A 14,392-nucleotide genomic window follows, 5' to 3' on the forward strand; every position below is an offset into this window, starting at 1 on the left:
GTGAGGAAGGAGTGCGGGGCTACTGCTTGACGCTTCCCGCGGTGAGACCTGACTGCCAGAAGCGCTGCAGCAGCAGGAAGGCGATGACGATCGGGATGATCGTGAGCAGCGAGCCCATGATCACGAGGTTGTAGATCGGCTGGGAGCCGGCGCCGATGGCCTGGGCGCTCCACTGGTTCAGACCGACCGTGAGGGGATACCAGGCGGGATCCGACAGCATGATCAGCGGGAGGAAGTAGTTGTTCCAGGTCGCCACGACCGTGAACAGCGCGACCGTCACGATGCCCGGCGCGAGCAGGCGCATCGAGATCGTGAAGAACGTGCGGAACTCTCCGGCGCCGTCGATGCGCGCGGCCTCCAGCAGCTCGGTCGGCACGGACTCGGAGGCGAAGACCCAGATCAGGTACAGCCCGAAGGGGCTGATGAGAGACGGGATGATCACGGCCCAGGGGGTGTTGGTCAGGCCCAGCTCGCTGAACAGCAGGAACGTCGGTACGGCGAGTGCCGTGCCGGGAACGGCGACTGCTCCGAGGACGACGGCGAAGACCGCGCGCCGACCCGGGAAGCGGAACTTCGCGAGGCCGTAGCCGGCCAGTGTGGCGAGCAGAGTCGCGCCGCCCGCGCCGACCACGACGTACAGGAGCGTGTTGCCGAGCCAGCGCAGAAAGATGCCGTCGCGGTAGGAGAACGTGGCGACGAGGTTGTCGAAGAACGCGAAGTCGTCCGAGAACCAGAGCCCGAAGGAGCTGAAGAGTCCCGCCTGCGTCTTCGTCGAGCTGAACAGCAGCCAGACCAGGGGCACGAGCGTGTACAGCGCGTAGACGATCATGACGATCAGCAGCGTGTTGGACTTGCGCGGGTTCAGCGGATCGTGACGTCGGTGCGAGGGGCGGGCGAGGGGGAGTGCCATGTCAGCGCACCTCCGACTTCGAGCCGCGCAGCTGCACGACGTAGGCGATGACCGCGGTGATGATGCCCATGATGATGGCGATCGTGGCGGCGTAGTTGAACTGCTGTCCGGCGAACGACAGGTTGTAGGCGTACATGTTCGGCGTGAAGAACGTGGTGATCACGTTCGGAGCCAGGGGCCGCAGGATGTTCGGCTCGTTGAAGAGCTGGAAGCTGCCGATGATCGAGAAGATCGTCGCGATCACGAGCGCGCCGCGCACGGAGGGGATCTTGATCGAGAAGATCGTGCGCCATGCCCCCGCTCCGTCGAGGGATGCGGCCTCGTACATGTCGGTCGGGATGGTCTTGAGTGACGAGTAGAAGATCAGCATGTTGTAGCCGACGAACTCCCACGTGACGATGTTGCCGATCGAAACCAGCATCCACTCCTTGGCGAACGGCGTGATCGCATCGACTCCGAGGAAGTCGTTGATGTTGCTCGTGAGTCCGAACTGGTCGCCGTAGATGTAGCCCCACATCAGCACCGCGACGACGGCGGGCACGGCGTAGGGAAGGAAGATCAGGATGCGGAAGAAGGATGCTCCGCGCAGACGTGCGCTGTCGATGGCGAGGGCGGCGCCGAGGGCGAGGACCAGCATGATCGGCACCTGCACGACGAGGAAGATCAGCACGCGGCCGAACGCCTCCCAGAACTGCGGGTCGGTGAGCGCGCGGACGTAGTTGTCCAGGCCGACGAAGGCGTTGCCTCCGATGAGCTTCTCCTGGAAGAAGCTCAGGTACAGCGCGTAGGCGAGCGGTGTCAGGAACACCAGGGCGAAGACGACCATGAACGGGCCGACGAAGGCCCAGCCCTTCCAGTCGCGCTTGTCGCGGCGCCGGAGGCCGGAGGCGCCCAGGGCTGCGGGGGTTTCAGTCGTCATCGACGATTCCTTCTTACGGTTCCGGCGCACCGTGCGCCGTGTGTCAACGTCAACATATGCGATGCGCTGCTAGTGTGTCAACGTCAACATATGAGGGGATGGGTGATCGTGACCCCAGAGCATCCGACAGAGACGTCGGCACGTCGTCGTGAGCCTTCGATGGAAGACGTCGCCCGCGAGGCCGGCGTCTCCGGACAGACGGTCTCCCGCGTCGTGAACGCCAGGGGATACGTCGGTGCCGCCACCCGCGAGCGCGTCGAAGCCGCGATGCAGAGCCTCGGCTACCGCCCCAACAGCGCAGCCCGCGCGTTGCGGTCAGGGCGATTCCGCACGATCGGCGTCGTGATGTTCTCGTTCAGCTCCTACGGCAACCAGCGCACGCTCGACGCGATCGCGGTGCGCGCCGCCCAGCTCGGCTACGCGCTCACCCTCATCCCCGTGGAGTCGAGTGCCGGCGAGACCGTGGCCGGTGCGTTCCGGCGCCTGGAGGAGCACGCGGTCGACGGGATCATCATCGTGATCGAGGCACACCAGCTCGACGAGGCCGATATCGAGATCCCCGATGCCCTGCCCGTGGTGTTCGTCGACTCCAACCGCGGCGAGACGCTGCCGTTCGTCGACACCGACCAGGCGCAGGGTGCGCGGCTGGCGACCGAGCATCTGCTCGAACTCGGACACGACACGGTGTGGCACGTCACCGGTCCCGCGCGCTCGTACTCCGCGGAACGGCGTCGCGATGCCTGGCGGGAGACGCTCGAGAAGCACCGACGCCCGGTGCCGGAACCGTTGCAGGGCGACTGGTCCGCCGCGTCGGGGTACGAGGCGGGTCTCCGGCTCCGCGAGATGGACGGCGTCACCGCGGTGTTCGTCGCGAATGACCAGATGGCGATCGGCGTGCTCCGCGCGTTCCGGGAGGCCGGATGCGAGGTGCCGGGCGATGTGAGCCTCGTCGGCTTCGACGGGTTGCCGGACGCCGCGCAGCTGTGGCCGCCACTGACCACGGTGCAGCAGCATCCGGAGCGGGTCGGGGCCCTCGCGGTGGATGCGTTGCTCGCCGAGCTCGACGGCAGCGGGCGTCAGCAGACGCCGCTCGTGAGCACCGAGCTGGTCGTGCGGGAGAGCACGGCGCCGCCGCGAAAACGCTGAGCGCTCGCGCTCAGCGCCAGATCGCAGCGATGGCGGCGTTGGCGGCGGTGAGGATGCCGACGAGCCAGAACACCGCCGGGGGGATGGCTGCTCCGCGGCGCTGACGGCCCAGACCGATTCCGAGGAGCGCACCGATGACGAGCAGGATCACGAGCTTGACGCCGATCTTGACGTAGTTGAGCTCGTACGAGATTCCCCAGGGGGCGGCGAGAGCGAGGCCGGCGACCGCGGCGATCGCCATGCCGATGTTCATCAGACGCGTGAACTCGCGCTTGCCGCCGAACGCCTGGACCGCCCACGCTCCGAAGAGCACGGCGAAGCCGATGAGGTGGACGAACAGCACGATGTGGCGCAGAGTCTCCATGCCCTCACCGTAGGAGGTACGGGTCGGTCTGCGCTAGCAAGGCCAGGCTGACCTGCGCGGTGGGGCCCGTCTCAGCCGCGCAGTTCGCGGACGACGAGGGCGGTGCGCAGTGCCGCGTCCGCCGCCTCGGCGCCCTTGTCTTCCTTGGAGCCTTCCAGGCCCGCGCGGTCGAGACCCTGCTGCTCGTCATCGAGGGTCAGCACGCCGAACCCGACCGGCTTGCCGGCGTCGAGCGCGACGCGGGTGAGGCCGTCGGTGGTCGCTGCCGACACGTACTCGAAGTGCGGGGTGCCGCCGCGGATGATGACGCCGAGCGCGACGACCGCATCGGCGCCGCCGGCGAAGGCGGCCTGTGCAGCGAGAGCGAGCTCGAACGAGCCGGGCACCCGCACGAGGCGATGCGAGGCCTGCGCCTCGTTCAGCACGCGTTCCGCGCCGGCGATCAGGCCGTTCGAGATGGTCTCGTGCCAGGTACCGGCGACGATCACGACGTTCAGGCCGCGTCCATCGATGTCGCCGGTCTCGGGTGCTCCTGCGCCGCTCATTTCTCGTCCTTCCCGTGGGCGAGCGCCTCTGCGAGTTCCGCTTCGCCGATGATGTGACCCATCCGGTCACGCTTGGTCTCCAGGTACTGATGGTTGTTCGGTCCGACGCCCACGATCAGGGGGACCTGCTCGATGACGTCGAGTCCCAGCTCGCGCAGCTGCTCCACCTTGTCGGTGTTGTTCGTCAGCAGCCGCACCTTCGACACGCCGAGATCGGCGAGGATGCCCGCTGCTGCGGCATAGTCGCGCGCGTCGGCGGGCAGGCCGAGGGCGAGGTTCGCGTCGACCGTGTCGAGGCCCTCCTCCTGCAGGCTGTATGCCCGCAGCTTGTTGATGAGGCCGATGCCGCGTCCCTCGTGACCGCGCATGTAGATGACGACGCCGCCCTGCTTCTCGATCGCATCGAGCGCCGAATCCAGCTGCGGGCCGCACTCGCACTTCAGCGAGCCGAACGCCTCGCCGGTCAGGCATTCCGAATGCACGCGGACGAGAGCCGTCTCGCCGAGTTCTCCCGAGACGACGGCGATGTGGTCGGTCCCGGTGACGCGGTCCTTGTAGGCGAGGAACCGGAAGGTCCCGTGGGTCGTCGGCACCGTGGCGTCGGCACGCAGGCTCACTCGGCGCCCGCGATGCGCCGAGGGCGTGGCGCCTTCGGGGTCGATCTCGTTGAGGTGCGCGATGAGCTGCTCGATCGTGATGACCGGCACACCGTCGCGAGCGCCCAGTTCGATCAGCCCGGGCAGGCGCATCATGCTGCCGTCTTCCGCGACCACCTCGGCGATCGCGCCGACCGGACGCAGGCCCGCGAGTTTCATCAGCTCGACGGCGGCTTCGGTGTGACCACTGCGCTCGCGCACGCCACCGTCGACGGCGCGCAGCGGCAGGACATGGCCCGGACGGATGATGCTCGTCGCCGTCGAACCCGGGTTCGCCAGCACGTTCAGCGTGTGCGCGCGGTCGTGGGCGCTGATGCCGGTGGTCACGCCCTCGGCCGCGTCCACACTCACGGTGTACGCCGTCGAGCGAGCGTCTTCGCTGGCGGCCACCATCGGCGGCAGGTTCAGGTGGTCGGCGAGGTCGGTCGGCATCGGGGCGCAGATGAAGCCGGACGACCAGCGCACCGTCCAGGCCACCCACTCGGGCGTGGCGAGCTCGGCCGACAGGATCACGTCGCCTTCGTTCTCGCGGTTCTCGTCGTCGGCGACGAGCACGGGGCGCCCGGCGCGCAGCGCCTCCAGGGCCTCGGCGATCGTGGAAAGGCTCATCGCGAGCCTCCTTCCGGTGCGGCGCGGAACGCGAGCAGGCGCTCGACGTGGCGGGCGAGGATGTCGGTCTCGAGGTTCACGCGGTCTCCTACGGCACGGCTGCCGAGGGTCGTCGCGGCGAGGGTCTCCGGGATGAGCGAGACCTCGAACCAGGGGGAGGGGTCGGCGGGCTCGCTGACGGCGCTCACGGTCAGTGATGTTCCGTCGACGGAGATGGATCCCTTGTCGACCACGAGCGGGGCGAGGTCGGACGGCAGGCTGATGCGCAGGACGCTCCACTGGGCACCGGGTCGCACCTCGAGCACGTCGCCGACTCCGTCGACATGACCCTGCACGATGTGTCCGCCCAGTCGTGCACCGACCGGCATGGCCTTCTCGATGTTGACGCGGGTGCCGACCGTCGCCGATCCGATCGCGGCGACGTCGAGCGTCTGCTTCATCACGTCGGTGTCGAAGGTGTCGGCAGTCGAGCCGACGACCGTGAGGCACACGCCCGAGACGGCGATGGACTCGCCGTGCACGGCATCCGCTGCGGCGCGCGGGGCCCGCACGGTCAGGCGCCAGCCGTCTCCCGCGGGCGCGATCGCGGTGATCTCGCCCATCTCCTCGATGATTCCGGTGAACATCAGGCGGCTCCGTTCTGGTTCTGAGGGTCTGTCGCTACTGCGGGGTGTGCGATGGCGAGCAGGTCGCGTCCGAGCGGGACCCACTCGTCGATCGTGAGGCGGCGCGCATGGTCGATCGACGCCACGCCGATGTCGCCGAGAGCGAGCTTGTCGCCGCCGAGCAGCACCGGCGCGATGTAGGCGAGCACCCGGTCGGCCAGGCCCGCCTCGATGAAGGCGCTGGCCAGGGTCGGCCCGCCCTCGACGAAGACGCTCTGGATGCCGCGCGCGTGCAGATCGGCGGTCACCGTGCGCAGATCACGGGTGTCGTAGAAGAGCGGGGAGTGCGGATGGCGGTGCACCGCGGCGTCCGTCGGCGTCGGGCGCGAACCGATGACGACCGGGACGGGCTGGTGCGGCAGCAGATCGTCGCCGTCGCGGGCGGTGAGCGCCGGGTCGTCGGCGAGCACGGTGCCGGTGCCCACGACGATCGCGTCGGCGTCCGCGCGGCGGCGGTGCACGTCGGCGCGCGCGGCAGGCCCGGTGATCCACTGGCTCGAGCCGTCGGCAGCGGCAGCGCGGCCGTCGAGGCTCTGCGCCCATTTGACCGTGATGTGCGGGCGTCCCAACCGCTGCGCCATGAGCCAGCCCTCGATGAGCGCGTGCGCGGCGTCTGCCTGCTCACCCGATTCGACGTCGACGCCGGCGGCGCGCAGGCGGTCCGCTCCGCCTCCCGATTCGGCGCCGGGATCGTCGAGGGCGTACACGACCCGCGCGACACCTGCCTCGATGAGCGCGACGGCGCAGGGCCCGGTGCGGCCGGTGTGGTTGCAGGGCTCGAGCGTCACGACGGCGGTGGCGCCGCGGGCATCGCCCGGTGCGAGCTTCGACAGCGCGTCGACCTCGGCGTGCGGGGTGCCTGCTCCGTGATGCCAGCCCTCGGCGAGGACCGTGCCATCGGGGGAGAGGATGACCGCGCCGACCTGCGGGTTCGCCCCACGGGGTCCGCGCGTGGCGAGCTGGAGCGCGCGATCCATCGCGCTGCGCTCTGCCGCGTTCACTGCCATCCGTCGTCCTCCTCTGAGGCTCCGGGGTCAGACAGGGATGGCGGAACGGACGCACGCATGCGTCTCGTGCTGCCTCCCTTCCGGACTAGCGAGGTCTCCCTCGCATCACCGTCGGTCCCGGAATTCCACCGGATCGGCATCCCGATCTCTCGAGACGCTCGCGGACTGTCACCGCCGGTTCGGATTCCCACCGACCCCGGAGCACGTTGTTGCTCTGAGTGTACTCAACGCACCTGCGCGCATTTCATTCCAAGACATGGACCGGCAGGGCCGCGATCACTTCAGCAGTCGAGAGAGACGGCGGTCGGCGAGCACCTTGCCGCCGGTCTGGCAGGTGGGGCAGTACTCGAGCGAGCGGTCGGCGAAGAACACGCTGCGGACGGTGTCGCCGCAGACGGGGCACGTCTCGCCGCGACGCGCATGCACCTGCATCCCGCGGCGCTTGGCATCCTTGAGGTCGGCGGGCGGCTTGCCCGATGCCTCGGCGACCGCTTCGGTCAGCGTCTCGCGCATCGCGTCGAACAGGCGGTCGATCTCGGCATCGTCGAGCTTCCCGGCGATCGCGTACGGCGACATCCGGGCGGCGTGCAGGATCTCGTCGGAGTAGGCGTTGCCGATCCCCGCGATCACCGCCTGGTCGCGCAGCAGCCCCTTGATCTGCATCCGCCGGTCCTCCAGCAGCCCGGCGAAGGCGTCGCGGTCGAAGGCGGAGTCGAGCGGGTCGGGCCCGAGCCGCTCGATGCCCGGCACCTCCTGCGGGTCGCGGACGACGTAGACGGCGAGCGACTTCTTCGTTCCGGCCTCGGTCAGGTCGAAACCGCTGTCGTCGTCGAGCGCGATGCGCAGAGCGATCGGCGACTTGCCGGGTTTGATGAGCGTCGTCGGCAGCGTCTCGTACCAACGCAGCCACCCCGCCTTCGCGAGGTGGAACACGAGGTGCAGCTCGTCGCCGCAGGACAGCACGACGAACTTGCCGAGCCGGGCGGCGGCCGTGATCGTGGTGCCCTGCAACGCGGTGATCGGCGGATCGTAGGTCTTCAACGCGGCGATCGCCGCGACGCTGGTGCGGGTGATCGTGCGCCCCACGGCGCGGTCGGCGAGGAACGTGGTCAGGCCCTGGACTTCCGGCATCTCCGGCATGCCTTCATCCTGTCATCGGCCGCCGACACTGTCACCCGGTGGGCTCACTCCTCAGAGGATCGGCCAGTCCACCGGCGTGCGGTCGTCATCGTGCAGCAAGCCGGCGATCCAGCCGTCGTCTCGGCCACGCGGGCTCGTGAGCGCCTGGCGCTGCAGGCCTTCGTAGCGGAAGCCGAGCGCGCGGGCGGCCCGCGCCGAAGGGACGTTCCCGGCGACGGCCTGCCAGCGGATGCGGACGAGCCCGAGCTCGGTGAAACCCCAGTCGATCACGGCGCGTGCCGCTTCCGCGAGATGACCCTTGCCCCGAGCGGCCGGGGTCACCCAGTACCCGAGCTCGGCGGCCCCACCCGTGACGTGGGTGGCGATGCCGTGCAGACCGATCATGCCCACGAGCTCGTCGCCGGCGTACATGCCCCAGACGGCCTCCGAGCCGTCGGCCCACGACCCCGCGACGAGACGCACGAAGTGCTCGGCATCCTCGCGGTTGTACGGGCTCGGAACCGTCGTCCAGCGCGCGATCTCCGGATCCTGGCACGCCTCCGTGATCGCATCGATGTCCGCCTCCGTCGGTGCATGCAGGACGAGACGTTCGGTGGTCAGGGCGACGGATTCCATCCCGACAGCCTATTGAGGTGAGCCCCCTCGGAACGAGCGGGCGGGCCGGAGTGTCGGCGGGCGCGACTAGTCTTGTCCGGTGACTGTTCCGGGGATTCTGCGCGCCTTGGAAGAGGCGTCTCTGTACCGTGACGCTCTGAAGTGGGCGCACACCGATGCCGACCTCGGTCTGGTCGACGGGCTCGATGCGCCGGCGCTCGCCGGTCTGCTCGGCAAGCGCGCGGCGGCGGGGCATCCTCCCGCCCTGCTCGCGGTCGTCCCCACCGGGCGCCGCGCCGAGAGCCTGGCGCTGGCGATGCATGCCTACCTGCCCACGGCCGACATCCTGACGTTCCCGGCCTGGGAGACGCTGCCGCACGAGCGCCTGAGCCCCAGCGTCGACACGGTGGGCCAGCGCCTGCAGACACTGCGCCGCATCGCGGAGTGGTCCGGTGACCACCCGCTCGTGATCGTCGCCTCCGTGCGCGCGGCGCTGCAGCCGATCGCGGGCAACCTCGGGGAGATCGCGCCGCTCGAACTCTCCGTCGGCAGCAGGGGCAACGAGCTCGACCGCGTGGTCGAGCAGCTCGTGGAGCGCGCATACTCCCGTGTCGACATGGTCTCCCGCCGTGGCGAGTTCGCCGTGCGCGGCGGCATCCTCGATGTCTTCCCTCCCGTCTCGGAGCACCCGTTCCGCATCGAGTTCTTCGGCGACGAGATCGACCAGATCCGCGCCTTCTCCGTCGCCGATCAGCGCTCGCTCCCCGGCGACGTGCCCGGCGTCGACCTGCCGCCGAGCCGCGAGCTGCTGCTGACCGCCGATGTCCGCGATCGCGCGCGGGAGCTGATCGAGGGATTCCCGGCGATCAGAGGGATGCTCGAGAAGATGTCCGAGGGCATCCCGGTCGAGGGCATGGAATCGCTCCTGCCTGCGGTCGCGGGGCCGCTGAAGTCCCTGGCCGAGTATCTGCCGGCGGGGGCCGCGACGGCCGTCGTCGATCCCGACCGCTCCACCGCGCGTGCGATCACGCTGGGTGACACGAACCGCGAGTTCCTCGATGCCGCCTGGAGCGCGGCCACCTCTGGTGCGTCGGCGCCCATCGACCTCGGGGCCGGCGACTTCCTCACGGTCGCCGAACTGCGCGAGGTCGTGCGCGACCGGGGTGGCGTCTGGTGGCAGCTGAGCCCCTTCGGCATCAGCGTCGGCGACGGCGACGCGGCTTCCGACACGGATGCCGCCACCCTCGGTGCCGCCATCATCCCGTCGTTCCACGGCAACGTCGACGGGGCGATCTCGTTCGTCGAGGCCAAGGTCACCGACGGCTGGCGGGTCGTGGTGATCGCAGCCGGAAGCGGCCTGGTCGACCGTGCACGCGATGTGCTGTCCGATCGCGGCCTCGCGGCCCGCGTCGTCGAGAGTCTCACGGATGCGCCAGAGGCCGGTGTCGCGACCCTGGTCATGGGGTCCGTCGAAGCCGGATTCCAGGTGCCGGAGGCGAAGCTCGCCGTCCTCACCGACAACGAGTTCTACGGACGCACGATCGGTGGCGACCAGCGGGTCGTCAAGAAGCTCGCCTCGCGGCGCAAGAACGTCGTCGACCCCTTGCAGCTGAAGCAGGGCGACTTCGTGGTGCACGCCACGCACGGCATCGGGCGGTTCGTCGAGATGACGCAGCGCGAGGTGTCCACCGGTGGACGCAACGCCACCAAGTCCGTGCGCGACTACCTCATCCTCGAATACGCCCCCTCCAAGCGCGGCTACCCCGGCGACAAGCTGTATGTGCCCACGGATCAGCTCGACTCCCTCTCGAAGTATGTCGGCGGCGAGGCCCCGACCCTGTCGAAGATGGGCGGCAGCGACTGGTCGCAGGCCAAGGGCAAGGCCCGCAAGGCGGTGCGCGACATCGCCGTCGAGCTCGTGAAGCTGTACTCCGCGCGCATGAGCGCCAAGGGCCATGCCTTCGGCCCGGACACGCCTTGGCAGCGCGAGTTGGAGGAGGCGTTCCCGTTCGCGGAGACGCAGGACCAGTTGCAGACGATCGACGAGATCAAGGCCGACATGGAGCGGCCGATCCCGATGGACCGGCTGCTCTCCGGCGACGTCGGCTTCGGCAAGACCGAGGTCGCCGTGCGCGCGGCGTTCAAGGCGATCCAGGACGGCAAGCAGGTCGCGATGCTCGTGCCGACGACGCTCCTGGTGAAGCAGCACATGGAGACGTTCACCGAGCGCTTCGCCGGTTTCCCGGTCAAGGTGCGCGCGCTGTCGCGCTTCCAGACCGACAAGGAAGTCCGGCTCACGCTCCAGGGACTGCTGGAGGGGTCGGTCGACATGATCATCGGCACCCACCGCATCCTCACGGAAGGGGTCATCTTCAAGGATCTCGGCCTGATGATCATCGATGAGGAGCAGCGGTTCGGCGTCGAGCACAAGGACGCGCTGAAGAAGCTGAAGACCAACGTCGACATCCTCGCCATGAGCGCCACCCCCATCCCGCGCACGCTGGAGATGGCGGTCACGGGCATCCGCGAGATGTCCACGCTCGCGACGCCGCCCGAGGACAGGCATCCGATCCTGTCGTTCGTCGGCCCCCGCAGCGACAAGCAGATCGCCGCGGCCATCCGGCGCGAGATCCTGCGCGAGGGGCAGGTCTTCTTCGTGCACAACCGCGTGCAGTCGATTCAGCGCGTCGCGGCGCAGTTGGCGGAGCTCGTGCCCGAAGCGCGCATCGCCGTCGCCCACGGGCAGTTGGGTGAGCACCAACTGGAGCAGGTCGTCGACGACTTCTGGGAGCGCAAGTTCGACGTGCTCGTCTCGACCACGATCATCGAGACCGGCCTCGACATCTCGAACGCGAACACGATCATCATCGACCGCGCCGACAAGTACGGCCTCAGCCAGCTGCACCAGCTCCGCGGTCGGGTCGGGCGAGGGCGTGAGCGGGCGTACGCGTACTTCCTCTACGACGAGATGAAGCCGCTCTCCGAGACCGCCGCCGACCGGCTGCAGACGATCGCGGTCAACAACGAGCTCGGCTCGGGCATGCAGGTCGCGCTGAAGGACCTCGAGCTCCGCGGCGCGGGCAACATGCTCGGTGCGGAGCAGGCCGGACACATCGCCGGCGTCGGATTCGACCTGTATCTGCGGATGATCGGCGAGGCGGTGGCGACGTTCCGCGGCGACGAGGTCGAGACCGGGCAGGAGCTGCGGCTCGAGCTTCCCCTCGATGCCCGCATCCCCGAGTACTACATCGACAGCGAGCGGCTGCGTCTCGAGGCGTACCAGAAGCTGTCGGCGGCGTCGGCGGCCACAGCGAAGGACGGGGCCATCGATCTCGTGATCGAGGAGCTCGTCGACCGCTACGGCACGCCGCCGGAAGAGGTCGAGGGATTGCTGGCGATCTCGCGACTGCGTCGTCGGGCTGCGCGCGCCGGGCTGACCGACGTGGTGGTCATGGGCTCGAACCTGCGCATCGCACCGGCGCGGCTCGAGGACTCGATCAAGGTGCGGCTGCAGCGGTTGTATCCGAAGGCGAAGCTCGTGGCCGGGGGAGAGGCACTGGTCGTGCCGATGCCCACGGTTCCCGCCGCTGTGGGCGTGGGGCTCGAGCCGCTGCCCGACGCACAGCTTCTCGAATGGGTCGAGCAGCTGTTCACCGCGATCTTCCCGGAACCGGCCAAAGCCGAGTAGCGTGCGGTGGCTGCTTTCCCGGCTGCGGCGGGACTAGTCTGGCCGCATGTTGTACGAGCACCTCGGGGCTCGCCCCCGCATCCATGACACCGCCGTCATCGCCCCCACCGCCGTGGTCTCCGGCGATGTGGAGGTGGGGCCGGGCTGTCAGGTGCTGCACGGCGCCGTCATCACGGCGGAGGGCGGCCCGATCACCCTCGGCGAGAACGTGATCGTGATGGAGAACGCGCTGATCCGCGCCACCGCGGCCAATGCGGTCCATGTCGGCGCGCACACCCTCATCGGAACGCTGGCGAGCATCGCCGGGGCGACGGTGGGTGAGGAGGTCTTCTTCGCCTCCGGCGCCCGCGTCTTCAACGGTGCTCTCGTGGGGGCCCGCTGCGAGGTGCGGGTCAACGCGATCGTGCACCGCCGCGCCGTGCTGCCCGAGGGCACGGTGGTCCCGATCGGGTGGGTGGCCGTCGGCGACCCGGTGCAGCTGCTCTCACCCGACCGGGATCAGGAGATCGCCGCTGCGCAGCCCGAGCTCGACTTCCCCGGTCACGTGTTCGGCGTCGACCGAGACACCCCCGACCTGATGGTGCAGCTCACCGAGCGCTACGGCAGCTCGCTCGCCAGGCACGCCCACGACCGCGAGATCACGGACTGAGACGCCGCGGAGACGACGAGGCCGGGCACCCCTGCGGATGCCCGGCCTCATGTCGTTCGGATCAGATGACGCCCTGGGCGAGCATCGCGGCGGCGACGCGCTCGAAGCCCGCGATGTTGGCTCCGGACACGTAGTCGCCGCCGACGTCGTGGCGCTCTGCGGCGTCGAAAGCGGCGTCGTGGATGTCGGCCATGATCTCGCGCAGCTTGTTCTCGCTGTCGGCGAAGGTCCAGCGCTGACGCGAGGCGTTCTGGCTCATCTCGAGCGCCGAGGTCGCGACACCGCCGGCGTTCGCGGCCTTGCCGGGGGCGAACAGCACGCCCGCTTTCTGGAAGGCCTCGACGGCGTCGGGCACGCACGGCATGTTCGCGCCCTCGGAGACGGCGCGCACGCCGTTCGCGATCAGGGCCTCGGCATCCGCGAGGCTGACCTCGTTCTGCGTGGCGGAGGGGACGGCGATGTCGACCGGGACCTCCCAGACGCTGCCGCCTTCGACGAAGCGCGCGCTCGGACGACGGTTGGCGTACTCGACGATGCGGGCGCGCTCGACCTCCTTGAGCTGACGGAGCAGGTCGACGTCGATGCCGGCGTCGTCGACGACGTAGCCGGACGAGTCGGAGGCCGTGACGGCGGTCGCGCCGAGCTGGGTGGCCTTCTGGATCGCGTAGATCGCGACGTTGCCCGAGCCCGAGATGCCGACGCGCTTTCCGGTGAGGGAGTCGTTGTGCACGGCGAGCATCTCCTGCGCGAAGAACACCGCCCCGTAGCCGGTCGCTTCGGTGCGCACCTCGGCGCCGCCCCAGCCGGTGCCCTTGCCGGTGAACATGCCCGACTCGTGGCGGTTGGTGACCTTGCGGTACTGGCCGAAGAGGTAGCCGATCTCGCGGCCGCCGACGCCGATGTCGCCCGCGGGGACGTCGGTGTGCTCGCCCAGGTGGCGGTAGAGCTCGTTCATGAACGACTGGCAGAAGCGCATGACCTCGGCGTCGGACTTGCCGTGCGGGTCGAAGTCGGACCCGCCCTTGCCGCCGCCGATGCCCTGACCGGTGAGCGCGTTCTTGAAGATCTGCTCGAAGCCGAGGAACTTGATGATCGACAGGTTCACCGAGGGGTGGAAGCGCAGTCCGCCCTTGTACGGGCCGAGCACAGAGGAGAACTGGATGCGGTAGCCGCGGTTGACCTGCAGCTTGCCGGCGTCGTCGATCCACGGCACGCGGAAGAGGATCTGCCGCTCGGGTTCGACGAGCCGCTCGAGGATCCCGCCGTCGACGTATTCCGGGCGTCGCTCCAGCACGGGGGCGATCGAGTGCAGCACCTCGTGGACGGCCTGGTGGAACTCCGGCTCGTGCGGACTGCGGGACAGCACCGTGTCGAACACGGGCTGCACGGAGGCGGCGAGCGGATGGAAGTCGGCGGGAGTCGTAGCGGTCACGCGGAAGGGACTTTCTGATGGGGGATTGTGGTGCAGGCGATCGTGTCGCGTGAGGCATCGCCGGAGTC

The 14,392-nt window shown here is 69.2% G+C and carries 13 protein-coding genes; 3 read left to right on the forward strand and 10 right to left on the reverse strand.

The genetic code is table 11. The features are described 5' to 3' along the window. Positions 1-19: 19 nt before the first annotated feature. Both CQ034_RS00220 and CQ034_RS00225 read right to left on the reverse strand, forming a co-directional pair. A complete protein-coding gene (locus CQ034_RS00220; protein WP_181156174.1) occupies positions 20-910 on the reverse strand; it encodes a carbohydrate ABC transporter permease in 891 nt (296 codons plus the stop codon). Position 911: 1 nt separating this feature from the next. Further along, on the reverse strand, positions 912-1,829 hold the full coding sequence (locus CQ034_RS00225) for a carbohydrate ABC transporter permease (RefSeq protein WP_105709521.1): 918 nt from the start codon (positions 1,827-1,829) through the stop codon (positions 912-914). 159 nt (positions 1,830-1,988) lie between these two features. Here CQ034_RS00225 and CQ034_RS00230 point away from each other — a divergent pair, with 159 nt between their 5' ends. Further along, positions 1,989-2,975 carry a LacI family DNA-binding transcriptional regulator gene (locus CQ034_RS00230; RefSeq protein WP_105709522.1) on the forward strand — a complete coding sequence of 329 codons (987 nt, stop codon included), beginning with the start codon at positions 1,989-1,991 and terminating at the stop codon, positions 2,973-2,975. A gap of 10 nt (positions 2,976-2,985) precedes the next feature. On the opposite strand, the gene CQ034_RS00235 is transcribed toward CQ034_RS00230, so the two are convergent. From CQ034_RS00235 to CQ034_RS00265, 7 genes are all read right to left on the reverse strand, one after another. Then, positions 2,986-3,339 carry a hypothetical protein gene (locus CQ034_RS00235; RefSeq protein WP_029263008.1) on the reverse strand — a complete coding sequence of 118 codons (354 nt, stop codon included), beginning with the start codon at positions 3,337-3,339 and terminating at the stop codon, positions 2,986-2,988. A gap of 71 nt (positions 3,340-3,410) precedes the next feature. Continuing rightward, positions 3,411-3,884: a 6,7-dimethyl-8-ribityllumazine synthase gene (gene ribH / locus CQ034_RS00240; RefSeq protein WP_029263007.1), complete on the reverse strand. Its 474-nt coding sequence runs from the start codon at positions 3,882-3,884 to the stop codon at positions 3,411-3,413. Then, positions 3,881-5,149: a GTP cyclohydrolase II gene (ribA, locus tag CQ034_RS00245; protein WP_105709523.1), complete on the reverse strand. Its 1,269-nt coding sequence runs from the start codon at positions 5,147-5,149 to the stop codon at positions 3,881-3,883. The genes ribH and ribA overlap by 4 nt, the downstream gene beginning before the upstream one ends. Then, on the reverse strand, positions 5,146-5,775 hold the full coding sequence (locus tag CQ034_RS00250; RefSeq protein ID WP_029263005.1) for a riboflavin synthase: 630 nt from the start codon (positions 5,773-5,775) through the stop codon (positions 5,146-5,148). Before CQ034_RS00250 ends, ribA begins: the two co-directional genes overlap by 4 nt. Further along, positions 5,775-6,821 (reverse strand): bifunctional diaminohydroxyphosphoribosylaminopyrimidine deaminase/5-amino-6-(5-phosphoribosylamino)uracil reductase RibD, encoded by a 1,047-nt coding sequence (ribD, locus tag CQ034_RS00255; RefSeq protein ID WP_105709524.1) that lies wholly within the window; start codon positions 6,819-6,821, stop codon positions 5,775-5,777. The genes CQ034_RS00250 and ribD overlap by 1 nt, the downstream gene beginning before the upstream one ends. Before the next feature lie 276 nt (positions 6,822-7,097). Beyond that, positions 7,098-7,961 carry an Fpg/Nei family DNA glycosylase gene (locus CQ034_RS00260; RefSeq protein WP_105709525.1) on the reverse strand — a complete coding sequence of 288 codons (864 nt, stop codon included), beginning with the start codon at positions 7,959-7,961 and terminating at the stop codon, positions 7,098-7,100. Positions 7,962-8,012: 51 nt separating this feature from the next. Continuing rightward, positions 8,013-8,576, reverse strand: coding sequence for a GNAT family N-acetyltransferase (locus tag CQ034_RS00265; RefSeq protein WP_105709526.1), 564 nt, complete (start codon positions 8,574-8,576; stop codon positions 8,013-8,015). A 79-nt stretch (positions 8,577-8,655) separates the two neighbouring features. Between CQ034_RS00265 and mfd the strand changes: the two genes are divergently transcribed. Further along, positions 8,656-12,243 carry a transcription-repair coupling factor gene (gene mfd, locus CQ034_RS00270; protein ID WP_105709527.1) on the forward strand — a complete coding sequence of 1,196 codons (3,588 nt, stop codon included), beginning with the start codon at positions 8,656-8,658 and terminating at the stop codon, positions 12,241-12,243. A 46-nt stretch (positions 12,244-12,289) separates the two neighbouring features. Continuing rightward, positions 12,290-12,892, forward strand: coding sequence for a gamma carbonic anhydrase family protein (locus tag CQ034_RS00275; RefSeq protein ID WP_105709528.1), 603 nt, complete (start codon positions 12,290-12,292; stop codon positions 12,890-12,892). 61 nt (positions 12,893-12,953) lie between these two features. On the opposite strand, the gene gdhA is transcribed toward CQ034_RS00275, so the two are convergent. Further along, a complete protein-coding gene (gdhA, locus tag CQ034_RS00280; protein WP_105709529.1) occupies positions 12,954-14,324 on the reverse strand; it encodes an NADP-specific glutamate dehydrogenase in 1,371 nt (456 codons plus the stop codon). Positions 14,325-14,392 lie beyond the last annotated feature (68 nt).

The organism is Microbacterium sp. MYb45, assembly GCF_002979655.1.
Lineage (GTDB): Bacteria > Actinomycetota > Actinomycetes > Actinomycetales > Microbacteriaceae > Microbacterium.

Coding starts and splice junctions, on each gene's coding strand:
- CQ034_RS00275 (WP_105709528.1), top strand. CDS start 12,290: ATGTTGTACGAGCACCTCGGGGCTCGCCCCCGCATCCATGACACCGCC.
- CQ034_RS00225 (WP_105709521.1), bottom strand. CDS start 1,829: ATGACGACTGAAACCCCCGCAGCCCTGGGCGCCTCCGGCCTCCGGCGC.
- CQ034_RS00220 (WP_181156174.1), bottom strand. CDS start 910: ATGGCACTCCCCCTCGCCCGCCCCTCGCACCGACGTCACGATCCGCTG.
- CQ034_RS00235 (WP_029263008.1), bottom strand. CDS start 3,339: ATGGAGACTCTGCGCCACATCGTGCTGTTCGTCCACCTCATCGGCTTC.
- CQ034_RS00260 (WP_105709525.1), bottom strand. CDS start 7,961: ATGCCGGAGATGCCGGAAGTCCAGGGCCTGACCACGTTCCTCGCCGAC.
- CQ034_RS00265 (WP_105709526.1), bottom strand. CDS start 8,576: ATGGAATCCGTCGCCCTGACCACCGAACGTCTCGTCCTGCATGCACCG.
- CQ034_RS00250 (WP_029263005.1), bottom strand. CDS start 5,775: ATGTTCACCGGAATCATCGAGGAGATGGGCGAGATCACCGCGATCGCG.
- ribD (WP_105709524.1), bottom strand. CDS start 6,821: ATGGCAGTGAACGCGGCAGAGCGCAGCGCGATGGATCGCGCGCTCCAG.
- ribH (WP_029263007.1), bottom strand. CDS start 3,884: ATGAGCGGCGCAGGAGCACCCGAGACCGGCGACATCGATGGACGCGGC.
- CQ034_RS00230 (WP_105709522.1), top strand. CDS start 1,989: ATGGAAGACGTCGCCCGCGAGGCCGGCGTCTCCGGACAGACGGTCTCC.
- ribA (WP_105709523.1), bottom strand. CDS start 5,149: ATGAGCCTTTCCACGATCGCCGAGGCCCTGGAGGCGCTGCGCGCCGGG.